Source organism: Tautonia marina (assembly GCF_009177065.1).
In the GTDB taxonomy this organism is placed as follows: domain Bacteria; phylum Planctomycetota; class Planctomycetia; order Isosphaerales; family Isosphaeraceae; genus Tautonia; species Tautonia marina.
Genome location: NZ_WEZF01000019.1, coordinates 93470 through 117469 on the forward strand (window position 1 = coordinate 93470; position 24000 = coordinate 117469).

The 24000-nt window shown below is 65.9% G+C and carries 14 protein-coding genes; 4 read left to right on the forward strand and 10 right to left on the reverse strand.

What is annotated here, in order from left to right; all coding sequences use genetic code 11:
- The first annotated feature begins 66 nt into the window (after positions 1–66).
- The 3 genes from GA615_RS20840 (at position 67) to GA615_RS20850 (ending at position 1368) form a co-directional block, all read left to right on the forward strand.
- Positions 67–396, forward strand: coding sequence for a hypothetical protein (locus tag GA615_RS20840; RefSeq protein WP_152053261.1), 330 nt, complete (start codon positions 67–69; stop codon positions 394–396).
- Between the two features lie 11 nt (positions 397–407).
- A complete protein-coding gene (locus tag GA615_RS20845) occupies positions 408–749 on the forward strand; it encodes an Mpo1-like protein (RefSeq protein ID WP_152053262.1) in 342 nt (113 codons plus the stop codon).
- An 88-nt stretch (positions 750–837) separates the two neighbouring features.
- Complete coding sequence (locus tag GA615_RS20850) at positions 838–1368, forward strand: adenine phosphoribosyltransferase (protein ID WP_152053263.1); 531 nt, start codon at positions 838–840, stop codon at positions 1366–1368.
- On the opposite strand, the gene GA615_RS28485 is transcribed toward GA615_RS20850, so the two are convergent.
- Positions 1349–2641: a hypothetical protein gene (locus GA615_RS28485; RefSeq protein ID WP_152053264.1), complete on the reverse strand. Its 1293-nt coding sequence runs from the start codon at positions 2639–2641 to the stop codon at positions 1349–1351. The two genes, GA615_RS20850 and GA615_RS28485, sit on opposite strands and share 20 nt — an antisense overlap.
- A gap of 367 nt (positions 2642–3008) precedes the next feature.
- Between GA615_RS28485 and GA615_RS20860 the strand changes: the two genes are divergently transcribed.
- Entirely contained in the window at positions 3009–3527 is a 519-nt protein-coding gene (locus tag GA615_RS20860) for a hypothetical protein (protein WP_152053265.1), read from the forward strand.
- Positions 3528–3745: 218 nt separating this feature from the next.
- On the opposite strand, the gene GA615_RS20865 is transcribed toward GA615_RS20860, so the two are convergent.
- The 9 genes from GA615_RS20865 to GA615_RS20905 form a co-directional block, all read right to left on the reverse strand.
- The gene (locus GA615_RS20865) at positions 3746–4258 is read right to left on the reverse strand and encodes an REP-associated tyrosine transposase (protein ID WP_152053266.1); all 513 of its coding nucleotides are present in this window, start codon (positions 4256–4258) and stop codon (positions 3746–3748) included.
- 251 nt (positions 4259–4509) lie between these two features.
- A complete protein-coding gene (locus tag GA615_RS20870) occupies positions 4510–7485 on the reverse strand; it encodes a BamA/OMP85 family outer membrane protein (RefSeq protein WP_161602465.1) in 2976 nt (991 codons plus the stop codon).
- A 496-nt stretch (positions 7486–7981) separates the two neighbouring features.
- A complete protein-coding gene (locus GA615_RS20875; protein WP_152053268.1) occupies positions 7982–9211 on the reverse strand; it encodes a DUF1559 family PulG-like putative transporter in 1230 nt (409 codons plus the stop codon).
- 146 nt (positions 9212–9357) lie between these two features.
- Positions 9358–15765 carry a hypothetical protein gene (locus GA615_RS20880; RefSeq protein WP_152053269.1) on the reverse strand — a complete coding sequence of 2136 codons (6408 nt, stop codon included), beginning with the start codon at positions 15763–15765 and terminating at the stop codon, positions 9358–9360.
- A gap of 168 nt (positions 15766–15933) precedes the next feature.
- Positions 15934–17811, reverse strand: coding sequence for a PulJ/GspJ family protein (locus tag GA615_RS20885; RefSeq protein ID WP_152053270.1), 1878 nt, complete (start codon positions 17809–17811; stop codon positions 15934–15936).
- Between the two features lie 149 nt (positions 17812–17960).
- The gene (locus GA615_RS20890) at positions 17961–19397 is read right to left on the reverse strand and encodes a type IV pilus modification PilV family protein (RefSeq protein WP_152053271.1); all 1437 of its coding nucleotides are present in this window, start codon (positions 19395–19397) and stop codon (positions 17961–17963) included.
- Between the two features lie 11 nt (positions 19398–19408).
- Positions 19409–20884 (reverse strand): pilus assembly FimT family protein, encoded by a 1476-nt coding sequence (locus GA615_RS20895; protein ID WP_152053272.1) that lies wholly within the window; start codon positions 20882–20884, stop codon positions 19409–19411.
- On the reverse strand, positions 20884–22584 hold the full coding sequence (locus GA615_RS20900) for a type II secretion system protein (protein ID WP_201750267.1): 1701 nt from the start codon (positions 22582–22584) through the stop codon (positions 20884–20886). Before GA615_RS20900 ends, GA615_RS20895 begins: the two co-directional genes overlap by 1 nt.
- Before the next feature lie 88 nt (positions 22585–22672).
- Positions 22673–23830, reverse strand: a complete 1158-nt coding sequence (locus GA615_RS20905) for a type II secretion system protein (protein ID WP_152053274.1) — start codon at positions 23828–23830, stop codon at positions 22673–22675.
- Between the last annotated feature and the right edge of the window lie 170 nt (positions 23831–24000).

Genomic DNA, 24000 nt, shown 5'->3' on the forward strand with positions numbered 1-24000 from the left:
CGTCTCGCGAAAAGGGAGTGACCGGGGAACGGAACGGGACCTTCGTCTCGCAAACGCCGAGATCCGTTGCCGTGGCCGTTGCGAGACGAAGGGCGGCTCGGGGCGGGGGAGCGGCTTGCGAGCGAGGGCGAGGAGTGGCTATCCTGGCTACTGGCCAGTACGTTGCGTAAGGGGTTCAAGCTACCGAGCCCCCTTGCCAGCGTCAAGCGATGCGGTCGAGTGGTTTGCGGGTCAGATCGATCGGGAGTTCCGGTCGGGACGCTTCGTCCTGTTCTCGGCCGTGATGCCCTCGCCGCGTTGATCCGATCGCGGTACGAGACGTTTGCCCGAGCGTTGGTGTCGATCGCCGAGGCCGTGATCGACCAGGACCGCCCCCGTTGCATGGACACCTGTTGAGATTCGCACCGATGATCTGCCCGCCGCTCTCGCCGGACCCGGTCGTTCAGGACTGGATCGCCCGACACCGTCGGCCGGTCAACTTCGTCCTGCACATCCTGGCGATCCCGCCGACGATTCTGGGGGTGCTGTACATCCCCATCTACGTCACCCTGCTGTCGGTGCCGGTCTTCGTGCTGGCGTTTTTGCTGTTCGATGGCGGATTCCTCGTCCAGTTCCTCGGGCATGCGATCGATCGGTCGGAGCCGGGGGAAGTGACCTTCTTCAAGAAGCTCTGGCGGCGCTTCTGCGAGCAGCGTGCCCGATCGCGCTCGGCGGCCGTCGGTGGGGCCGCGGGCCGCGACGCGCGATGAGAGACCGACTGCCTCGACACGCCGGCACCTTTTGATTCGACCCGATTCGCTTTGAGACGACGACGCCTCACACGGAGCACGCTTCCGCATGACCGCGCCCGACGGCATCAACCTCGACGCCTTCATCCGCAACATTCCCGATTTTCCCAAGCCGGGGATTCAGTTCAAGGACATCACGCCGCTGCTGGCCGATCCGGGAGCGTTCCGGGTGGCGATCGATCGGCTGACCGAACCGTTTTCGGGTCGGAAGATTGACGGCATTGCCGCGGCCGAGGCGCGGGGGTTTCTACTGGCGGCTCCGATGGCGCTGGCGCTGGGGGTCGGCCTGGTGCCGATTCGCAAGGCGGGCAAGCTGCCGTTCACGACCGTGCACGCCGAGTACGACCTGGAGTACGGCACCGACCGGCTCGAAATGCACAGCGACGCCCTGGAGCCAGGCAAGCGCATTCTCGTGGTCGATGACGTGCTGGCGACGGGCGGAACCATGAAAGCCTGCTGCGATCTGGTCCGCAACGCCGGGGCCGAGGTGGTGGCCTGCGCTTTCCTGATGGAGCTGGGCTTCCTCGGGGGCCGGTCGAAGCTGGAGCCGACGGAGATCGTCAGCGTGTTGAGCTATTGACCTCGGTGGAGCCGGCCTCGCCCGGCTCACTGCCCGGCCTCGGGGGATTCCCGTGGGCCGGACCCTCCGGATGACTCCGCCCGGTGGTGGTCCTGGGGGTCGTCGGACGATTCGAGAGCCCGGCCGGAGCGTCCGGGGCGGTCCGAACGGCCTCGGTGCGCTCGTGGGTGCGCCCCTCGGTGCGCCCGTGGGTGCGCCTCTCGGGGAGCGAGGCGGGGGCAGGGGCGTCGTGGGGCATCCCGTGTTCGGAGAAGGGGTTGCGTCGATCGCTTGCCGAAGAATCGGCCGTCGGCGGGGGTTCGTTTCGTGATTCCGGCGCGGGCGGCTCGGGGCGGCTCGTCGGGGGGACGTAGGCCGGGGTCTCGACGCGCCGGGAGGCTGCCGACTCCATCAGCTTCGACTCTCGGGCGTTGGTCTTCGAGCGTTCGGAGCGCAGGCGGGTCAGCGCGGCGAGGCTGCGGTGAAAGTCGCGGGAGGCGTCGCGGCGGTAGCGGTGGCGTTGCTGCCCCTCCTTCGACGTGTCGATGAGGGCGGCGGCCTCGACGGCCCGTTCACGAGGGGCGTCGACCTCGTCCCAGACGACGGGGCGGAGCGTTTCGAGGTGAGCGATCGTGTCGAGCACACTCGCTCGGATGCGGGCGACGGCCTCGGGGTCGCCGATCGGGGGGGCGGAGAGGTTCCACGCCTTCGGAAAGGCGGTCAGGGCGTATTGCCAGAGCGAGGCGGCCAGACTCGTCGGGTCGGTCGGCGCGGCGGCCTTGTGGCCGAGCAGGTGCATTGCCTGGATTAGGTTGTCGCCGGTCCAGCCGGCCCCTCGGTCGATTTGTGCCAGCAGGTTTCGCCAGTGCCGCAGCATCCAATCGATGCCGAAGGCCGATTCGAGCAGCTCGGCGGCGACCTGTTCCGGGTCGTTCGGCAGGTTCTGGGCCTTGCGCCGGATCGCGTGTCGCTGCGCCTCGCGCCAGTCGCGCACGGCGTCCCTGATCGCCGGCCCGAGCCGCGACTCCTCGGCCTCGACGCAGCGCAAATAGCGCACATATTCGATTGCTGCCGACGCGATCAGTGCCTCCTCCGGCGGCGTCTCGGGCATGGCCTTGACCGTCCACTGGTCAACGATGACCCGTAGCCGCTCGGCCTCCTCCTCGGAGAGCGGCCGTTTGGCGGTCAGGCCGTGGGTCGTGGCGTTGGCCGAGCTTGCGGCCTTGCCCTCCTCGGTCCGGGGTCCGGGTCGGGGATGGTCCTGGCTAGCGTTGTGATCGTGGTGCGTGCTCATGGGGGATCGCCTCTCGGGAGCGGGGGCATGGCGTGATTCGGGCGGTGGACGGTCGTGTGCTTGGACGATGATCGGCCGTATCCTGATATCATCGTGGCGACGGGCGGGTTTAAGCACTTTTTCCGGCGCGCGGGCCGGATCGGCCCACGAAGTTGCCCGAGGGGCTTCCTCCGTGCCCTTTGTGAACCCGATCGGCTTCGGTGCTGGCTGCTTGGTGTTCGTCCGTGTTTCAGCGTGAATGTGCTTGCCGCGCCGAAAGAATGGCGAGAGAATCGGCTGAGCGGATAGGGTTCTGTGGACGAATAGGCGTGTTTGGAAGCGGAAGTTCGTCCGTCTACGACGTCTTCGGCGGCTTCGGGAGGCGACGGTGAGATCGGTTTTCATCTTCCTCCGGGACACGAGTGAGGCAGAAGTCGCGACGTACCTCGATCGAGCGTACCCTGCCCAGTGGGAGCCGTGGCTGGTGAACTCGGCCGGTGATCCCTGTCTGTACGTCAATTTCTATCGCGACGCATCCAGGGAATTCGATTCGGAGGATTGGTCGGATCTGGTCCAACGGTTTGGTGGCGAGCCGGCGGTCGTGGTCATGGCCGATGTATCAGGTAGACATCCGGGCGACGAACAAGTCTTCGATTTCGTGACCGACCTCCTGAGCCGCTTCAGCGGGTCCGCGCAGGATGACTATACGGAGCACCTGTGGTCCCTCGACGAGTTGCGGGCCGGGTTTCAGGTCTTGGGGCATCCGTTCTTCGACTATATTGGCTGGCATGCCCAATCCCAGGCGGACTGGGGGTGGCCCCGGTTGCTCGCCAACCGGGGCGGCGCAGCCGCAAGAGGCGACGGGAGGCCGCACCGAGACCGCTCGTCGCTCCGCGACCCCGGTTGACGAGCAACCGGGGCCACCCGCGCAGCCGCAAGAGGCGTGAGGGAACGCCCGAGGTCTCATTGTGGCCTCGCGTCGCTTCGCGACCCCGGTTGGCGAGCAACCGGGGCTACCCGCCCGAGGTGGATTCCCAGGAATGTTCAAAAAGCATGTGTGGGTGGCCCCGGTTGCTCGCCAACCGGGGCGGCGGAGCCGCAAGAGGCAGGCACCTGTCGGTAAGGCTACTCCACCCAGCCAATCGGGACGCCGACCGATCGCCCTTGTTCATACCAGCGGGCCGAACTCCAGGGCCAGTCCACGGGACGCTCGACCAGGCCCGCGCGCACGGGGTTGAGGTGGATGTATTTCAGCTTTTCCTCCAGCTTCGCCCGTGAATGGACCGCGAAGGCGTAGTATTTGGGTTGCCAGAAGCGATCGCCGTGGCCAATCTCCTTGAAATACGCCGCGTCCATGTCCCGATACCACGAACGAATGCGGAAGCTGGACTGCCGTTTCCACTCGTGCATGAACGCGCTGAGCTGATGCGTCCGGGGGAGCCAGATCAAGGCATGCACGTGGTCGGGCATGACCACGAAGCCGACGCAGGTTGCACCTTGCCGCGTCAGTTGCCCGTTCAGGACTCCCAGCACGATCCTCCTGGGATGGTCGTGGTCGAGCAGTCGACGCCGGTGGTCGCAGGAAAAGGTGATGAAGTGGACGTAGCGTTCCTCGTCCGCAATGGGTCGATTCGACATGTCTCCAATTTGATCTCTGCCGGGCCGTTGAGCAACCGGTTTTCCAAAAAGCCTCCTTTCGTTCAATGATCTCAACATTGCACGGCAGCCGAGACTCTCGCTGCGCCGCCCCAGTTGCTCGCAAACCGGGGGACGCGGAGCGACGAGAGATCCCAAAGTCAGGCTGGGTCAGCCTCTAGCGGCTGCGCCGCCCCGGTTGCAAGCAACCGGGGCCACCCACGGGGAGGGGAGAAGGAAGGCCGGATAAAGGATCAATAGAAGGCACCGATGAAGAAGGTGAAGATGCGTTCGCGGTCGTCGGGGCCCTTGACGACGGGGAAGGCGATGTCGAAGGCGAGGGGGAGGGGGCCGAGGGCGGGCATGGTGACGCGGAGGCCGGTGCCGACGGAGACGCGGTAGTCGGAAATGCTGTAGCCGTTCTCGACGGTGCCGGTGTCGGAGAAGACGACCATCTGGAACTGGTCGTTGGCGGTGAGCGGGAACTGGTACTCGATCGAGCCGAGCAGGCTCATGGTGCCGCCGACGTTCTGGCCGAGGACGTAAGGGCCGACGCCGCGATAGGCGAAGCCGCGAAGGCTGCGGAAGTCGCCGGCATAGAAGCGTTCGTAGAGCGGGGTGTCGGGGCCGGAGATGCCGAAGAAGCCTCGCATGCTGAGGATATGTTTGCCCGTCATGTCCGGGCGCTGCCAGACGGTGAAGTGCTGGCGGCCTTCAACCGTAAACTTCGGGAAGGTGAAGGTGCCAAACCCCTGTTCGTAGGCGAATTCGAGGTACGAGCCGTTGGTGGGCAGGAACGGGTCGTTGCGGTTGTCGAAGTGGAGGCTGGGACGGAGGGTGGTGAGGAAGGTGTTGCCGGAGACGGCGTAGAACTCGGCCGGGGCGGGGGTCTGGAAACCGGAGACATTTACGTTTTCGGCACGGACGGCGAAGTCGGCGTAGGTCTGGGTGCCGAACTGCTTGCCGAGCGCGAAGCGGCCGCCGGCGCGTTGTTCGAAGAAGTCGGGATAAAAGCGTGAGAAGGCGTAACCGGAGGTATTGAGACCGATGCGTTGATTGAACAGGTCGGGCTCGCGGAAGCTGACGACGGCGCGGTTGATCTGGGTGCCGGGGGAGAGTTCGAGGCGGAATTCCTGGCCGGCCCCGCGGAAGGCCTGGCCGTTGAGCAGTTCTCGGAACGAGCGGGGGACGTTGAACAGGTCGAAGTTGCGCTCGTGGACGATGAAGTTGCCGCTGAGGCCGCCGAAGCTGGTGGCCCCGAAACCCAGCAAAATGCGCCCGGTGGGGGCTTCCTGGACCTCGACATCCAGGTCGGCGAACGACCGGCCCGAGCCGCGGGGCTCGGCCTGGGTGGCGATGTCGGCGAAGGAACGGTTCGGGAACGGCTCCTGGCGGTCGGGGCCGACGTCGGAGAAGTTCATGCCGGGCGTGGACGGAAAGGTGCCGGGCGGCGTTCCGTCGGACGGAGGCATCGGTCGGCCGCCGAGGCCGGGCGGCAGCGGCTCGACGAGCGGGGGCACGTCGATCGGCGGCAGGGCGTCGGGGGATGGCTCGAAGGCGCCTCCGGAGCCGAAGGGAGCAACGGCCGCGGGGCCATCACCGGGGGCGAGGGGCTCGATGTCGATGGGGGGGATCGGCGGCAGATCGGGCACCCCGCCGGGGGGGCCGAGGTCGTCGACCTCCTGGAACCGAGCGCGCTGGACGGAGGGATCGGCCTCCGGCGTTTGGGGAGCGGGCTGGTAGTGGACAAGAGGGACGGGAGCGTTGTCGCCGGCCGGTTGAACCTGGGCGAGCTGGAGCGGTTCGTCGGGGGTCTGGAAGCGGGCCTGGCGGACGATCTCGTCGAGGTCGGGCAGGGCGACCTCGCCGTAGGGGGCGTCGGGGCCTCGGCGATTGGAGATCGCCATCTTGATCGGCTCGCCCTGTTGGGGGTCGGTGACGAAGAAGTTCAGGTTGGCCAGGCGCTTCTGGGCGGTTTCCATGCGGCGGCCGTCGAGCGGCTCGCCGGGTAAAAGACCGGCGGCGGCCAGCTCGCGGAGGATAACCTTCGCCCGGGTGCGTTCGTTCCCCTTGATGTTGATGGCGCCGAGGAGGTAGCGGTCCCCCTCGTTGATGGTGTAGACGAGATCGACGACGCCGGGGGTATCGGTGAAGCGGGGTTCGGGAACAATATCGACATCAATGCAGCCGATGGCGGTGTAGCGCTCGGTGAGGGTGATCATGTCGCGCTGGCGGAGGTTGTCGCGGAAGGGCTGGCCGGAGTGGAGGACCAGGCCTTCGCGCAGTTCCTCCTCGGCGATGAGTTCCTGGCCTTCAAAGCGGATTTCGCGGACGGAGTACTCGGGGCCTTCGGAGATGACGAAGCTGAGGCGAAGGTCGCCGACGCGGCTGCCATGGCGGGTGACGGGGGTGCACTGGCATTCGAAGTAGCCGATGGCCTGGTAGGCCTCGACGATTCGGCGGGCGTCTTCCTCGGGGCCTTCGGCGTTGTAGCCGGGGCCGAGGAAGCCGAGGATCGGGGGCTTGGACTGGATCTTGGTCTTGAGGGTGGCGTCGGAGAAGACGGTGTTCCCCTCGAAGTCGACGGCGCCGACCTTGAACTTCGGCCCTTCGAAGATCTCGAAGACAACGCGCTTGTCGCCGGCCTCGGCCCCTTCGAGCAGGCGGACCTCGGCCTGGAGGTAGCCTTTTTCCTCGTAGAGGCGGCGGATCTGGGCGACGGCGGAGCGGGCGCGGATGCCGTCGGCGCGGGCGCCGGCCTTCAGGCCGGTGGCTTCCTCAAGGTTTTTCTGGCTGATGGCCCAGCGGCCGCGGAACTCGACGGCGTCGAGGACGGGCATTTCCTCGACCTTGTAGAGGAGGATGATGCCGCCGCGGTCGGAGTCTTCGAGGAAGGTGGCGCGGACGTGGGAGAACCACTGGGTATTTTTGAGCGAGCGGAAGTCGCTCTCGACCGTGTCGGGATCGAGGGGCCGGCCGGCCCGCGTCAGGAGCTTGGCCCGGATGCGAGACTCGGAGACGGACTCGTTGCCCTCGATGCGGATCTCGGTGACGAGCCGGCCGTAGGGGCCGTCGGCATCGGCGCCGAGAGCGACGAAACAGACCCCGAAGGCGAGGGCCGCGATCGTCGGCCGCGCGAGACGGCGGGACCGCGACGGCTCGCCGACGAGCGGATCGGGTCGGTCTGCCGTCCGAGGGGGGTGCGGTCGATAACGATGGCTTGCGCTCATGGGCTCTCGATCCCGAGCGATCCGAAGGCAAGGGGCCGATCCGAAAGGGGGATCGGCTGATGCCGTCGGCCTGGTTCTGCCGATGGGACGATGGACCGAGACGCGACGCAAGACGAGGGAGGGTGATCTCCCCCAAGGCATCAAAAAGACGTGATCGCAGCAGATGTGACGAGCGTCGAGACCCGATCGCTCCGCAAGACCGTTCCCGTCCGTGGGACGACCCGAGCGGTCTGTGTCTTCGAGGCGGACTTGTACCGCGATTCAGGAGAGTTGGCAAGGTCGGAACCGAGGCCGGGAAGGCTTCAATCGGTTCGTCTGGGTCTTGCCGGATGCCTCGAACCGGGGCGAAGACCGCCTCCGTCAACGAAACGGACCCCGAAGCCGGGGAAGTTCCCGGGCCTCGGGGTCGTTTCGATGAGCAGACCGCATCTCGGAGCATTCGGCCCGGAAAGGGAGCGGATGAGGGCCCACTCCCTGCCGATCGGCCGCGATCAACTTACTGGGCGATGTCGCTCTGGTTGACCGGGAGCTGCTTGAACGGGGTGTCCATGTACTCGCCGGCGGGGGTCATGACCTTTGCCCAGACGGTGCCGTCGATGGTGTCGGAGATGATCTTGGTCGAGCCGTCGCACATGACGGCGATGATCACACCCGGGTGCAGGCTGTTGGGGAAGGGGTAACCGCCTTCGATGCCAACGACACGGCCGCCGTTAAGGTTTTCGCGGGTGTTCTTGTTGTTGGCGAGGGCCCAGCCGGGGCCGTCGACGAACTTGCCGGCGCCGCCGGCTCGGGGGGCGAGCTGGCCGTCGGTGCAGTTGCTTGAGCCGGTGCCGCCGGTGCAAACGTCGTCAGAGGCCATGAAGGCGACGAAGTTCGGGTGGGCGCTGGCCCAGTTGGTCACCACCGGGCTGCCGCTGGCCTGGGCGTAGGGGCTGGTGGTCGAGGCACCGGCGAGGGTGTTCTCGGTGAGCATGACGGTGGTGCTGGAGCCGTCGGTGATGGCGGCGACGGTGGTCTTGTGGTCCCAGGGCTTGTTCCCCTGGATGCTGCCCGGCCAGAAGACGCCGGTGCGCTTGGCGTTGTTGCGGGCGGTCTGGGGATCGGCGCCGAAGAGGACGGAATGGCCGGTGGTCGGGGGGGTGTTCTGGCCGTTCCAGCCGCTGCCGCTCCACCACCAGCGATTGAAGCCGGAGTTGACGACGTAGGAGAGGTTCCCCTGGTCCTGGATGATCGTGTCGTCGTTCGGGCAGGTCAGGATGCCGATGTCGGTGGCGGAGACGGTGAGATTGTTGGTCGTCGTCCCCGCGATGCTGAAGTAGACCTGGTTGCGGTTGAAATCGTTGTAGAGGGCCTGGTTGTCGATGTAGGGGAGGATCTCGACGACCCAGCTATGCAAGGGGCCGAGGTCGTGCTCCGGGTTGGCCGGAGTGGCGCCGGCCAGCTGGAAGCTCATGTCGCCGGCCTCGTAGGCCGCGGCGAGCGGGGCGGCCGCGGTGACATCGGGCTCTCCCCAAACGACGGAGTTGGGGAAGGTGTTCTTGGCGTTGAAGTAGCCGATCAGGCCGAGGCCGATGTTCTTCTGGTTGTTCATGCACTGCGTGCGACGGCCGGCCTCGCGAGCGGCGTTGACGGCCGGCAAGAGCAGGCCGACGAGGACGCCGATGATGGCGATAACCACCAGCAGCTCGATCAGGGTGAAGCCGGGACGACGGTGACGGATCGACATGACGGTTTCCCTCACTCCGAGATGGGTCGACGGGACGTGTCTTACAAGTGTATCGGCCAGGGGCACCTCGGGACAAGGCAATCAACGCTGATTGGTGGTGTCCCGAGGCGTCCGGCCCACGACAAACGCAACGGAAGGTCGGCCGATCACTCGATCCGCCGGCTGTAGACAATGACGTCTCGATAGTCGCCCGGTCGAAGCGGATTGAATCCGGTCGCCCGGGTGCGATCGAGCACAAAGAACGAGCGATACCGCACATTCGAGCCCGAGGCCACGCCCAGCTCCGGCCCCAGCTCGTCGGGGATCAACTGGGCGCGATCGCCCGTTTTGACGACCTCGAACAGGCCGACCGTGACCCAGACGGCGTACTGGTGCGTTCTCGGGGTCGTCAGGTTGGACACTTTCTGCAACAGCTCGGTCCGGGTGGACGGATTGCGTCGCATGTCTCGGTTGACGCGACCCGCGGCGTTGCCGGTGGGCTCGTCGACGGTGAAGGTCTGAACGCTTCCGGTGACCGGCTCGAACTGGGTGAAGGTGGTGCCCACAACCGAGCCGCCGAGGTAGGCCGAGGCGCCGCTGAACCGGCTCCGCATCTCGGACCCGTCAGCCGGGCTGGTCCAGAGCGGGAACAGGCCAGGGTAGTCGCCGATGATCGGAGCCACGGACGACAGGGCTGTGCCGGCATTGGTGATGGGCGTGTAGGTCATCACGGGATCGCCGACATTGAGAGGAGTCAATGGCCCAAGAACCGCGGCGTTTGAGGTCGTCAGGGGATCGACGACGGCATCGGACCAGTCGGGGATCTGGAACCATCGGCGCGGCGGGATCGGCGGGACGATCGGCTTGCGATCGGTGCCGATGGGCCGGTACGGGTTGGCGTAGAGCAGGCTGATGTCGCCTGGGGCGGTGATCGCAGCCGGGGGCTCGTAGACGATGCCGGGATCGAGGAGCAAGGCCTCGGTCACGTCGTACTGCGAGTCCTTCAGGCCGGGGTTCTGGACGTTCGGATCACCTGGAGCGACCGCGACTTGCAGTGGGGGCGCGGTGAAGGTGGACGGCTCCATCGTGGCCGGCCGCATCAGAGTACGCTGAATGTCGTAGTGCGAGAGGGAGCGATAGGGCAGGTCGCGGGCCACCTTTGAGCCAAGCGGGGCCGCCCCGGCCCCCTGGGTGCCGGTGTCGCCGTCGCCATAGGCGAAGAGGAACCCGGAGCCGCCGTGCCGCTGCTTGAGGAAGTCGGCGAAGGAGCGCTTCATCGCCATCAGGGGGAAGCTGGCGGAGGTGGGAGCGCTGTCCAGCTCGGTGCCGGCCTGGTCAGTCGAGAAGACGGTAAAGCCGCGGTTCTCCATCGAGTAGGAGGCAACCGGGCGGCCGTCGAGATCGACGGCGGTGACGATCTGGGGTGGGAGATCGGCTGGAACACCACCCGATGCGGGAAGGAGGCTACGCAGCCGGAGGTGGGTCGTGTCGAGCAGCCTCGGATCGTCGATCAGGCCGAAGAAGACCTCTTCATCGAGGATGAGGTTGAGGTTGATCTGGCCGGGTCGGCGATCCTGGCGGAACCAGTCGAAGTTCAGGCCCTGGGCGACGGGGCCGATGGCGTCGAGGACCGGAGAGGGGACCTCGAACAGTTCGAGCATCTTGTACCAGCCGGCGCTGGTCGAGCCGCCGACGAGGTGCAAGGTCGCGCCGCCGCCGAAGGCGTTGGTCGGGTCGACGATCGTACTCGGGTTCGACGAGTAGAAGAACTCGTGCGCCAGGTACGGATAGGTACGGACCTGAGCGTGATTGATCGCTGGCGAGGCGCCGGGGATGGTCGAGGGGTAGGCCAGGTCGGTCGGCACCCAGTCGAATCGGCCTCCGTTGCGAGGAGGAGGTACGGGGGAGAAGGCCCCGAGCTGATCGACCGTGCCATTGTCATCGGTGTCGGCGGCAACGGGGACCTCCAGGAGGTCGGGCGGCCGCTCGGCGAATTGCTTGGTGAACAGACCGGGAGGACAGGCGGGGACGAGCAACAACTCGGCCACGCTCATGAAGTCGCGGTCGTTGAAGGGGAAGTAGTCGTACGACTCGTCGACACCGCCGGAGGCTCCGGCGTTGGCGTTGCGATCGCCGAGGGTCTGGAAAATGCGGCCGGAGGTGTCGACCTCCTGATTATTCGGGGTGTCGAAGTAGGTCCGGTAGTTGTTCGAGCCGCCGGTGTTCGAGTCGGCGGGCCGAGCCTGCTCGGAGCTGCCGTAGAGGAACAAGGGGAGTGACGGGTTTTCGGGGTCGGGCACAAGCTGACCGCCGCGGAAGGGCTGAGGACGCTGGATCGAGTAAATTGGGTGATCCGCGGGGGTGACTTCCTCGTCCTCGTTGCTGGCGGTGTTGACCTGGCCTTCCCCTTCAGAGGCGCCGAAGGGGAAGCGGATCGAGTCGACGACGACCATGGGGTTGGTGCTCGGATCGGGAGGGAGCAGGGGGTTGGCCGGTCGTCGGAGGTAGAGCCAGAAGTAGCGGCCCTGGGGGTTGTGGGTGGTGAAGGCCTCGTCGTTGACCGAGGGGATGAGATCCCAGGCGTCGTTGCCGAGGTCGCGGTCGATGTCGGGCCGGTTGCGCTCGAAGTCGGGCGTGGTCGGCAGGGCCGGGCCGTCGGTCCGGGTGCCGGCGATGACCCAGCGTTCCTGTCGGCCGTCGGGTTCCATGGCGGGGATGTCATCGGCCGCGGGCAGGGCGGAGTTGATGTAGGAATCCTGGTAGGTTGTCAGGTCGGTTCGGTCGGGGACGGTGCCGGTGCCGACGAGAACGGCCTGAGACTGGCCGGGGGCGACGGTCACGCCGTCGCCATCGGGAGCGACCGGCCGCTTGTCGGGGTCAGGAAGCGCGGCGTCCGGAATCTGACCCGTGATCGGGTCGGGCCGAACGAAGACCGGGTGGTGGTACGGGTTGCCGGCCGAGTAGTTCGGGTCGTGATCTTCCTTGACGAGGACGAAGTCCCAGCCCTGCAGATCGAGGTCGGTGGCGTTGGGCGCGGGGTCACCGGCCTCGGTCAGCATGTTGACCATCTCGATATAGAGACGGTTGGCTCGGGAGTTCTGGAAGGTGCTGCCCGACGCCTCGGCGAAGCTGAACTGGAAGCCGAGGACCTCGTTCAGGGCGACCGGCTGGTATTCCATGCCGTAGTGGGTGAGCGGCCGGGCCAGAGCGTCGCTGAACCAGGGGTCGGGGGTACCGTCGGCCCGATAGGGGAGGTGGATCGAGGGGGGCAGGTCGTAGTCGGCATCGTCGTCGAGGTTGCCGTTCCCGTCACCGTCAGCGCGGCGGGCGGGCAGGTGGACGATGTCGGGGTTCTGCCAGATGGTGATGGCGTTGTCCGGGTCCCGGAAGTCGACGATGTTGACAACAAACTGGCCGAGCTTGGCGAGTTCGTGCGGGGTGTCGATCGCGTGCGGCGGCAGGATGACCTTGAGCGTTTCGTACGTCTCGGTGATCCACTTCTGCCGAACGGGCTCGACGGGGTTGTACGAGTGGGGCAACGGGTGGTTGAGGTTGATCCGTCGGCCACCGTGGGTCAGGCTGGGGTTGGCCTGGTTGAGGTTCTCGAAGCTGGCGGAGACGAGCGGACCGAACCGCGTGTTGCTGATCGGAGGAACCTCGGAGGGATCGCCCGGAGACAGGGTGGCCGGATTGACGGGGACCAGGCGATCAATCGGATTGTCGTTGGCAAAGGAGTAGTCGATGCGGTCCCAGCTGTCGACGCTGAACAAGCGGCGGCGGGTCTGGGCATCGACGGCGTGGACGAAGCTGATGGGGGCGAGATCCTTGAGGCGGCTATCGAGCGAGAGGCCGTCGACGTCACCGAAGCGATAGAGCCATTCGAGATCGTTTGGCCCGAACGGCGCGTCGGTCGAGTCGGGCCAGTAGAGGTTCATCTCGTTCGGGTCGTTGAGCAACGGATTGCCGAGCGGGTAGGTATGCACGGCGGTCGTGGTATCGGTGACGAACTGAGCCCCCATGTAGAGAGGGAGGGGGGCACTGGTGACCGGGTCTGTGAGGAGTTCGTTGCGAAGGCGGCCCAGGGGATTGGCGTTGATCGTCGGACTGAAGGTGCCGACATACGCGCCCGAGCCGGCGCTGTCGAAGAGGTCGGTGGGAGGCACGGCCTGACCGGTCGCCGGGTCTCGGGGAAAGAAACCGGCTCCGGCGTTGCTGAGGTCGAAGGGCATCGCGCCCATCATGAAGCCGTTGTTGCCGCCAGGGAACAGATGGGAATGGAAGCCGTGGTAACGGTTGTGCTGGTTGTCGGCGAGGATGTACGGCGGAGCGCCGGTGTTGGGGATCAGGCGAACGCCGTCGTCGGTGTCGAGCGGGACGCCGGGGGGCCGGAAGTAGTGCATGAAGCTGATCCGGCCTCGGCCGTCGGGTCCGATGTCGGCCGGAATCAAGGGATCGCCCGGCAGCGGGATGCCCGGCACCTGGTTGTAGCGGGTGACGCGGCCGACGCCGGTGGGATCGATCGGGGTGACGAAGCGTCGGATGCGCTCGGAGGCGAGGATCGGCAGATTGGCCGCGTCGTGAGCGTCGGAGAAGCCCCCGACCGGGGCGGCCTCGGGGCCTTGATTGGCGGCGCGGGCGGGGAAGAAGTCGTAGGTGTCGAGATTGGTGTCGATCCCGTCGGTCAGGTACTGGCCGTTCGGGAAGGGAGACTGGCCGGGCCGGACCGGGTTGGGGATGTCGAGGTTGACGCCGCTGGGCAGGAGGACCCGGCTGCTGCTGAAGTTCAGGGCGCGATCGAGGGCGGGGGAGATCAGATCGCCCGCGGGGTTCGGGAATAGACGCATCTCGGGGGGGATGGCGTCGGGTTCTCCCCAGCGGCCGGGGATGGCCTCGTTGGTGAAGCGATCGACCGATTGACCACCATTGCGGGCGACCCAGAAGTCGGCGCCATCGACCGTGTTGTTGTGGAACCGGATGAGGTCGCCGTCGACCAGCACATTGTTTTGCTCGCCGCTGTCGTTGTTCTGGTTGATCCGGGTGCCGGTCAAGAGGCTGCGAAGCTGGGAGAGGGCGACGGGAATGTGACCGAGGCCGGTGCCGGGGTCGGTCGCGTTGTCGAACTGCTGATGCTGGGGCTTGGCGTCGTCGGGGATGTTGTTGCCGGCGCCGTCAGGGGTGGGGTCGAAGGCGTTTTGGAGTGCGTACTGGGGGTTGATCTCACTGGGGCTGTAGCCGAGGTGCGAAGCGTGGTCGTAGAGGGGCAGGCCGGCCTCGTCGAAGTTGAGGGTGGCGGGGTTATCGACGAGCAGGCGAGCGTTGAGGTTGCCGGCGGTGTTCAGGGGCAATCGGCCGTTGGTGCCGACGGCCATGAAGGAGAAGAGGGGTTTGTACAGAGTGCCGTCGTTGGAGCGCTGGACGGGATAGCCGAGGTCGAGCCAGACCGAGTCGCCGACGCCGTCGCCGTCGTTATCGACCGGGTAGGTGATGAAGCCGTTGGCGTCGGGCAGGAGGTCGGAGAAGCCGGCGGTCGGGTGGTCGATGGGCCGGGGGGTGAGGATCTTGGAGATGGCCCGGACGGCGCGGCGGTAATCGGGAGTGCCGGGAGCGAAGTTACTCGGGTGGGGGAACTCCATGTCGCTCACGCCGAGGGGATCGACCGCAAGGATGCCGGGCCGGTGGAACGACGGGATGATGGTGCTGCCGTCGGCGCTCTGGGCGGCGAGGAACCAGTTTTCCAGGTCTGGTGCGTCGTAATCTTCATCCATGGGGAGAAGATTGACGTTGAAGGGACGAGGGGTGTAGGCCAGATCGCCTTCGAGGATGCCGCCGCTGACGCGGAAGTTGGCGAACTGGCCGGGGTTGCGGTTGCCGGGGTCGGGACCGGCAGTCATGGCCTGATCGACGTTGCCCGTGAGTGCGGCCATGCCGGTGCCGTTGAAGGCGTGGCGGTAGCGGCCGTCGAGTGAGAAAACGGCGTTGGTGACTGGGATCGACATGCCGATGACGCCGTTCACCCCGCTGGTGGTGGTGCCGGGTCGGTGAGAGCCGGTAATCTCCAGCACGTAGTTCGGGCCGGAGTTGACGCCATTGACCACCTGGAAGGTCTGCGCCACGGTGCCGCCGGTGCCGGGAATGGTGAGAATCCAGCCGGAGAAGTTGTAGCCGACGAAGCTGGGGATGTTCGTGGTGATGGTCCAGCGGGCCGGCTCACCGGCGAGCACGGGGACCACGGTGACGGTGCCGACGGTCGGGAACGAGCCGTTGGGGTTGCGGTCGTAGAAGCCGTTTTCGACCGCGTCGTTGCCATACTGGTCGCGCTTGAGGCCGTGCCCGTAGAGGGCGGACATGGGGTTGGTGGTGTCGTTGATGAACTGGCGGATGCCGAAGCCGACGAGGTCGTCGGCCAGGGGGCGGTTGAGCTTCTTGGTGTAGGCGCGGGCGGCGCTGCGGGCCTGTCCGCTGAAGGCGGCAAACGACACGCCGATGACCGCAAGCAGCCCCAGCATCGACAGGACCAGGATCAGGACCACACCTCGGCGTCGGGAGGCGGGGGATCGGGGTCGTCGGGCGATCATGGCTTCAATTCCTTCTGTTCGACGGGTCCCTTGAGTGATTCGTAAACGACGTCCGAAGGGCGCATCGGATCGGATCGAGAATGAGGCAAGGCGACGATTCGGGCAGGGGGCCGATCCGATCAAAGGAGGGATCGATCAAGGCCCCGACGGCCGATTCGCCGAGGGGTGTCAGAGTTTGTCGGTGAAGTCGTGGCGAATGGTGATGACCTTGAGCACCTGGTTGTCGGGAGAGGCCAGGCGGACCTGGATCTGGATGCCTCGCAAGGGTTCGGGATACGGCGGCGGATACGACGGATAGACCGGCCGGGAGGCGCTGAGCGGCGGATAGAGCGAGGGGTCGATTCCCTTGAAGGGAGCGAAGGCGTAGTCGGTGGACCAGGTATCCCAGACGCGGCGGAGCCGAACGGTGTTGGGGTTGTTGTCGCCGATCGGGAACAGAAGGCCGAACTTCTGCTCCATGTGGTAATCGACCCGGTTATCGGTCGGCAGCGGAGGAATGCGCCCTTCGTGGCCGAGCGTGGTGGTTTCGCCGGGCAGGGTGTCTCCCTCGCCGGCTCCGAAGGTGAGCTTCAAGGGAAGGCCGTAGCCGAGGTCGTAGTAGTCGGTCGTCATGTTCACGCCGACGAGGGCGGTGTAGGCCGGGGCGTTCGGGTCGAGCACCTTGATGTCGAAGCTGCGGACGTTGGTGGCGAGCAGGTCGTCTTGCCAGGCGGAGGCGGGGGGAACGAGGTTTGGGCCTCCTGCGCCAGCCGCGGCGTCGCTGTACCAGTGGCCTTGCGGGGGAAGCAGATCGTTGTTGCCACCCCGGACCCAGGACAGCCCGACGGCCTGCTGGCCTGCGGGAATTTGGAAATCATCGAAGGCAAGGCGCTTGTTGGCGGCGGTCCAGCGGGGGTTGCGGGTTTCAGCCCAGGTGGGGAAGCCCCAGAAGGTCCAATTCTCGGCGAGACTGGTGGGGACGGGCAGGTTGTCGCCATCGGCCGGGTCGAGGGGGGAGTGATTGGTGGTGGTCGGCGAGAAGGGGGGAGCAGACGGGATTGCCAGAGTCGGGCCAATGTTGATCGAGCCAACGGCGGCGGGGCTGCTCTTGGAATAGGCGCTGGGGAAAAGGAAGGGAAAGGCGAGGGTGTCGAGCGAGTCGGTACCGAGGGCCGGGCGATTGGGCCGAAGCGGGGCGTTGCCTGGAGTGAGCGTGGGAGAGAAGTCGGGGACCCCGTCGGGAGATGGGCCGGGAAGCCCGACGAAATCGTCGTCGGCGCCGTTTTGATCAAAGTCGCTCGTGAAGCGCGGCCGGGCGAAGCGGTTGTGGCGGTTGGTCAGGTCGCCGAGGGTGTTGGCGATCGGCGGGGCGTTGTTTGCCGGGGTCAGGGCGTTGGAGGGGCGAGCCGAAATGTCGTTGACACCTTGCCAGCTCACTTCCGGAGCATTGGCGCCGGTGAGGCTGAAGCCGTCGGACCCGACTCCGGCGAAGCGGAACCCGGTGGGGTTGGCGACAGGGACAAGGTCGGCATAGAGCGTCTGATTGGGCGCGACCAGCAAGACGCGGCGGTAGAGATTGCCGTGGCGGAGGAAGTAGATGACCTCGGCGGTATCGCTGGTGATGGTGGCCGGGAGGTAACGGGGCTGGCCGGCGAGCGGGCCGGCGGGCCAGACACCCCGAGGAAGCATGACGCGGCCGGTGAAGGGCTGGCCGGGGGGGGCCTTGGTGGTGAAGGCGAGGTAGTCGTCGGTGTCTTCACCCTGGGGGTCGGAGAAGGAGTTCTCGCCGTACTCGAAGTAGCCGAGGTTGTCGGCCGGGTTGAGCGGAGGGGTGAAGCGGGCGGTGGCGCCGCGGAGGTCCTGTTGAATGACCGTTTCGAGGCGGCGGGCCTCGGAGGCAAGCTCCTGGTCCTTCTTCATGCCCGTCATGGCGTCGGTGGCGGAGGTGAAGACGCCGACGATCACGGACATGATCAAGAGCATCAGGGCGATGGTCACCAGCAGCTCGACGAGCGTCAGGCCCCGGCGGTGCAGGGCTGCGGTCGGCCGCGTTGTCGGACATCGCATGACGGGTTCCTCACTCAGTCACTTCAAGGACAGGGGCGCCGGTCGAGGGGGACCAACGAGTCGGAACGAGCGGACGATCGAACGAACGAGCACGAGCGAATGAATCGGGCCGTGGCCGCCCGGGGAACGAGGCGGCCTGCGAGCGCGGGTTATCGGCTGTAGAGCATGATCGGAAAGACGTTGACGACGTACGGGCAGATCAAGGCCGCCTCGGGCACGACGGATTCGACGACCCCCGCATTGATCTGGAGGCGGGTCTTGGCCTGCAAGGGGGTATCGACCCGGACGATCGTGCGATAATGATTGGGAACCACGGGGTCGGGCTCGACCTCACCCTTTTGAACGATGCGATACCAGTGGATGCGTTGACCGGCGTATTGCGCCCCGTTGCGGCCGGAGCCCGGAAGGGCACGCGGGTAGTTCGTGTTCGAGGGGCCCTGGTAGCGTTCGTAGGTCACGTCGGCGATGAACCCTCCGACGCGGATGTCGGGGTCGTTGCTGGCGGCGGGCCATCGCAAGAGCACGGTGTGGTCGTCGGCGGAGCTGTAGCCGGTGCCGGCGACGGCAGGAAGGGGACTCGGGATGGGGCTGACCGCGTTGGGGGTGTTGGTGTAGCCCCAGATGGCCTCGACCGTGCGCTCGCCGGACGGAACAAGCAGGCCGGAATTCGGTTCGGTATCGAGTCCGATCGGTCGGCTGTGGAAGAGGACGATGTTGCCTTCGAAGATGGAGGGGTCGCCGGCGACGCCGAGGCGGCCGGTGAGCATCCAGCTAAAGGCATATTCGCGTTCCGATGCGTAGCCGGCGCCGGGGCTCGTGTTGTACGGGACGACGGGCACACCGCTCTGGCCCGATTCATCGCCGGTGACGATCGGATCGTCGAGCGAGGTGAAGACGTTGCCGGCGACCTCGGCGATGGCCTGAAGTCCGGCGGGAGTACTCGACAGGGAGTAGGTGTAGGGCCAGGGAACACCAGCGTTGTAGGGTTCGAAGTTGGTGATGCGCTGGAGCCCGTGGGCCGCGGCCCCGGGTCGAAGGAAGCCGATGCCCGAGCCGAACCGGCCTTCCTGCCCGAGGTTGCCACGCACACCGATCGGCGTCTGTTCCGGCGCGAGTCCTTCGGTCTGGAAATGGGTGGTGGCCCAGAACAAGGGGTCGTAGACGACCGGGAGGCCGGGGGCGAAGAAGTCGGAGAAGACGCCGGCATTGCGATCACCCCCGATCGTGTCGTAGTCGTAGGTCAGCGGGGTGACGGAGAACGGAATGCCCTGGCTAATCAGGTTGACCGGATAGTTGTTTGGATTTCTCCAGGGAGCGTACCAGGGCAAATTCGGATGAACGAATGATTCCGGATTGACGAGTCCCTTGGCGTCGCCGAGCGATTGGGGCAGGCCGCGGACCTCGGCATCGTCCTTGGCGGACATGGCGAGGATGGTCGATCGGGAGTCTCGCGTGGCGTCTCGAAGGCGCAGGAGGCCGATCGGGAAGAGCGTGGCCACCGAGACCATGCCGATGCCCAGGATCATGATGGCGATGAGAATTTCGGTCAGGGTGATTCCGGACCGATCAGTGGATCGACGGTGCATCAACACCTCGGTCACCTCCCCGTCTGCTGATGGAGGGCGGCTTCATTGTAAGGAGTATTGATCGTGACAGGGCCACTCGGGTCGAGGTAAGAGATCTCACTGACTGATGAATGACCTGAATTCGGAGAGATCGTGATCATCCTCCGGTAGCCCTCAAGATAGGGAGGACCGGGCAGACCCACCTCACGCGGCATGGGCAAGAGGGGCTGAGCGGCGGCCGTGGCCCCGGGCGGCGGCGTATGAACATCTTCTCGGGCGGCGATCCAGAGGAAGTAGAACGGGAAGCCGGTGGTCATGGATTGACGCAGGCCATAAGGGGTCGAGGGGACCACCTGCCCATTCGGATAGATCATCAGGTCGACGATTCCGGTGACCGGGTCGATCGGCACGCGGGATCGCTCGGGAATGATGTTTGGGTCCGCCAGGCCGAGGGTCGTGAAGTCGATCACCGATCCGGCCGGCAGGGTGTATTCGCGGGAGTCGCTCGCGGCGCTCGGGCGTCGGGAGATGACGTAGCGAAAGCGACGAACGTTGGCGAAATCGGTGATTAAGAACGGGGTACCACCGAGCGGGTCTGCCAGCGGTGTGAGAAGCGGGATGTTCCCAGGACCGACCGCGTCGTTGACGCGAGCCCAGAGGAAGGCTCGGAGGATGGGGTCGTCCTCCTCGTATTCGGGGGGAACAGCCGGAAGGCCGAGGAGGAGTTCGGCGGGATCATCAACGAATCCGGCGATTCCACCGTTGTCGATCCCGTTATAGCCTGGGTCGATCACGCCATCGCCGTTGTTGTCGATCCCGTCGAAGTGCGGGTCAACGTAGCCGTTGCCGCTATCGTCGCGACCGTTGACGAGGTGGAGAATCTCGTAGCTGGGGTCGGTCGAGATCGGCAGGGCCTGAACCTGATTCCCCGCCGCCTGGCCGTTGACCGTACGGTTGATGAAGCGTTCGGGATTGCCGGCCTGAGGCCCGACGGTGATCGGCCCGGCGATGGTGAATTCGTTCCCGCCACCACCGATCCGGATCGTTTCCCCCTGGCGAATGTTAAAGTGCCAGGCAGTGGGGGAGGAGGGGATACCGTCGTTGTCGGTCTTGGCGCCGTAAACCGCGAGGCGACGAATTTCGATCGGGAGCCCGGTGACGGCCGGGGTGAAGATTTCGACCACCGGCACCACCAGGCCTTCGGAGTAGTTCGGCGGGGTGGTGAGGGTTACCATCCGGTTCGAGACGACGACGCCGGTGGTGAGGTCGGTCAGGTCGGGGTCGGGCAGGAAGCGGACCCCCTGGGGCTGGCCGGTGCCGGCGGCACGGTCGCGGGTCATGGAGATGTTGGCTTGCACGATGCTCGCCCCCTCGCTGACGGCGCGTTCGGCGAAGGTGACGTAGGCGGTCGGCAGGGCCGCGGCGCTGAGCAAGAGGATGATGGCAATGACCACCAGCAACTCGGTCAGGGTCACCCCCGAGCGTCGGGGCATGCGCGGGGCAATCATCAGCGTCCTCCCGTGCCCAGGGTGTTCGGTGAATGGTTGGTGAGGTCATCGACGCCCCAGCGGTCTCGCAGGGGGACCGTGAACGGGCTGGCGTCGGCCGGCAACTGATAGAGGGCCATCTTCTGAGTCAGATTAGCGGCGTTGGAGAGGTCGGCGGGACCGGCCTGGCCGGGAATGCGTTGGTAGGGGTCGGATCGGGACGCCTGGTTTTCAATCAGGGTCATCCGGGCGGCAGTGGTCGCCGCATCGCCAGCGGGCAGGGAGGCGGGGTCCTGGACCGATCCGGAATAGGTCACCCCAAAACTGCCGACGCCAAGCTGACGGTCGGGACCGGCAGAGAGAATCAGGTGCTTGAAGAAGTACGAACGACGCTTGTAGAAGTGCGTGCGATCCCAGAGGAACCCGCGTGAGGGGAACGGCTGCGACACGGAACCGGCGGGCAGGTCGGCATACGGATCAAGCAGGCTGAAGAATTGCTGCTGAAAGACATTCGCTCGTGCGCTCATCTGAGCAGCATTATCGGGGTAGCCGGTCGTCGGATCGGCCCACCAGCCGGGAGAGACGAGCAACTGGTTCGGGTCGAGGGGGTTTTCTTCTCGGATTTCTCGAAGATCGCCCGCCGTGTAGGGGGCTTCACCTTTCTGAAGGCCGCGAGTCGTCGCACCGTACTCGGAAACGAAGTAGACCGGCCAGCGGTAGAACTGAAGCGGCTGACCCCAGGCATCGACGAACTCGGGAAGGCCGTCGCCGTCGGTGTCCTGGACTTCCTGGGGAGTGAAGTCATCGGCGCTGAAAACGCTGCCGAGCGGCCCGACCCCGCTGACGAGGATGGCGTAGAGCATCTCCGATCGCGCGGTGAGATGGCGATGATTGCCGAGCCTGGTCGTCAGATCGGTTTGCAAGGCCGAGAAACTGGCCGCGCGGTCGGGATCGCCGGGACGGTACAGTTCGTCGATCGTAAATTCGTCGATCAAACCATTGCCGTCGTCGTCGATGCCGTTGTAGCCGCGGGGCGGGTAGCCGAGCTGCCGCGTCAGGCTGCCGATGGCCGAATAGGAGGCGCCGAAGATCCCCTGGCCGGCCGGAGGGCTCGTAAAGCGGACCTGCGACGGGTCGAGGCCGCTCATGTCTCCGAGCCGCGTGAGGCCCGCTCCGAAAAGCTTGGTATCGCCATCCCAGACCTGATCGATCTGCAAGGCGTGGCCGAGTGGCAGCACATAGGGGGCGTAGGCGGCCGGAATCTGGGGGAAGGCGGAGCCGGCCCCGGGACCAGGAGCCATCGACGACGGCTTGAAGGGGACGCCGGTGAAGTTCAACGGGTAAAGCTGATCCGGCTGCACGAAGAAGACGTCGGGCAGCTCGCGCTTGAGGTAGTCGATCTGAGCGATGAGCCGGGCACGGGCCTCGGAATCGACGTAGCGGACGGTTCCGCTCACCGGATCGGGGGCGATGGACATGGCCATGAAGCGGTGGCCGTTGTTCGGCTCGGGCCGCTGGCCGGTGAGGGCCTCGATCCGGTCGGAAACGGCGAGGTCGAGCTTCTGGATGAGGGACTGAGTGGCCCGTTCGTTGGCCCGTTTCAGCCCTTCGAACGAGGCGACCAGGAGGAAGGACATCATGATGCCGATGATCAGGATCACGACGCCCAGCTCGACCAGGGTGAAGCCGGCGCGGCGTCGTGGCGAGGATCGGGATCGCATGGCATCCTCCCCTGGAATACAGTCTTTCAGCAATCGACCGAGGTTCATCCCTTCACGCCTTCCTGGTTCAAGTGCGATCGGCGAGCGATCAGTCAAGCGTGCCGTTGGAAATGTTGGTGACGTTGTCACGCTCGCGAGTGCGCCCGTCGCCAGGGAGGCGATCGCCGGTCCCGCTGCTGGAGTACTGGCCGCCGGTGCCAAACAGGCGGTCGCGGCCAGCGGAGATGATCTGATACGACTGCGGCTGGTGGAACGTGGCCGGCTTGTCGCCGGTGGCCACCGGAAGGCTACTGGTGTAAGGGTTCGGCAAGGGGGAGCCCGTGACCCGAGCACTCACTCCATTCAAGACCGGGAACGAGACCGAGAAGGGGAGGGCGACCGGGTTCGGCTCGGAGATGGCGCCGGCGTTGAAATTGACGTCGTTCGGGTCGTAGCCCTGCCCGCCGTAGGAGCTGAAATAGGCGAAGTAACGCCCGGCCGGTCCCTCGCCGAGCGGGTCGATGTAGCCGGGAATGCCGTCGAAGTCGTCGTCCACCAGGCGCTCGGCGCGGAACTCGAAGAACGGCTCGGAGCGGTTCTGGCCGACCGGGTCGAGGGTGCCGTCGGGCAGGTACGCGGGCCGGAACGGGTTTCGAGGATTGCCGCCAAAGCCCCCGACCCCTTCCAGGGTGTAGGTGCTACCGACGATCGTGTGGGTGGGGATGCCGCCGAGGAAGAAGGCCAGGCACTCGTGCCCTTCGAGGTAGATTGGGTTCGCGTCGAGCACGCCGTTGCCGTTGAAGTCGTAATACCCACCGACAATGCCCGAGGCGGCCGGACCGGTCGAGAACTGCGTTTTCGAGAAGAACTTCCGCATGACGGAGATCGATTTCTGAGCCAACGCGGCGTAGGTCTGGTCACCCACGCCCGTCACCACCTGCGGATTGCCGCCGATGTTGGCCGCCGGGCTCTGGTAGCTCATGCCGGCGTAGAAGGGGACGCTGTCGAGCGCGACGGCGGCAGAGTCGTAACCACCGTCCTCGGCCAGAATGATCCGGCTCGGCGGATAGTCGCCGAACTTGTTCTGGAAGCTGGCCAGGGCCTGGGCGAGGGTGTTGATCTCTCCCCCGACGCGGGCATCGTTGGCGCGACCGACGGCGCTCCAGATGACGGGGATCAGCAGGCCGATGAGGACCCCGATGATCGTGATCACGACCAGGAGCTCAACCAGGGTGAAGCCGGTCCGACGGCGTTCGGCGGGGGTCATCGTCGCATCCTCCGAAGTGCGGGGGCCGATCCGAGAAGGGAGTCGGGGAGCCAGAATCGTACGGTCTTGGACGGGTACAGTGACACGATCGTTCACGAAATTTCATCTCGATTTCCCGAATCCATCCCCCTGACCCCCCACGGAAGGGGGTGCTCATGCATTGATGCCGC

Bases quoted from the DNA above. Each gene is read 5' to 3' on its own strand.
- GA615_RS20845 (WP_152053262.1), top strand. From the start codon at position 408: ATGATCTGCCCGCCGCTCTCGCCGGACCCGGTCGTTCAGGACTGGATC.
- GA615_RS20850 (WP_152053263.1), top strand. From the start codon at position 838: ATGACCGCGCCCGACGGCATCAACCTCGACGCCTTCATCCGCAACATT.
- GA615_RS28485 (WP_152053264.1), bottom strand. From the start codon at position 2,641: ATGAGCACGCACCACGATCACAACGCTAGCCAGGACCATCCCCGACCC.
- GA615_RS20865 (WP_152053266.1), bottom strand. From the start codon at position 4,258: ATGTCGAATCGACCCATTGCGGACGAGGAACGCTACGTCCACTTCATC.
- GA615_RS20870 (WP_161602465.1), bottom strand. From the start codon at position 7,485: ATGAGCGCAAGCCATCGTTATCGACCGCACCCCCCTCGGACGGCAGAC.
- GA615_RS20875 (WP_152053268.1), bottom strand. From the start codon at position 9,211: ATGTCGATCCGTCACCGTCGTCCCGGCTTCACCCTGATCGAGCTGCTG.
- GA615_RS20880 (WP_152053269.1), bottom strand. From the start codon at position 15,765: ATGATCGCCCGACGACCCCGATCCCCCGCCTCCCGACGCCGAGGTGTG.
- GA615_RS20885 (WP_152053270.1), bottom strand. From the start codon at position 17,811: ATGCGATGTCCGACAACGCGGCCGACCGCAGCCCTGCACCGCCGGGGC.
- GA615_RS20890 (WP_152053271.1), bottom strand. From the start codon at position 19,397: ATGCACCGTCGATCCACTGATCGGTCCGGAATCACCCTGACCGAAATT.
- GA615_RS20895 (WP_152053272.1), bottom strand. From the start codon at position 20,884: ATGATTGCCCCGCGCATGCCCCGACGCTCGGGGGTGACCCTGACCGAG.
- GA615_RS20900 (WP_201750267.1), bottom strand. From the start codon at position 22,584: ATGCGATCCCGATCCTCGCCACGACGCCGCGCCGGCTTCACCCTGGTC.
- GA615_RS20905 (WP_152053274.1), bottom strand. From the start codon at position 23,830: ATGACCCCCGCCGAACGCCGTCGGACCGGCTTCACCCTGGTTGAGCTC.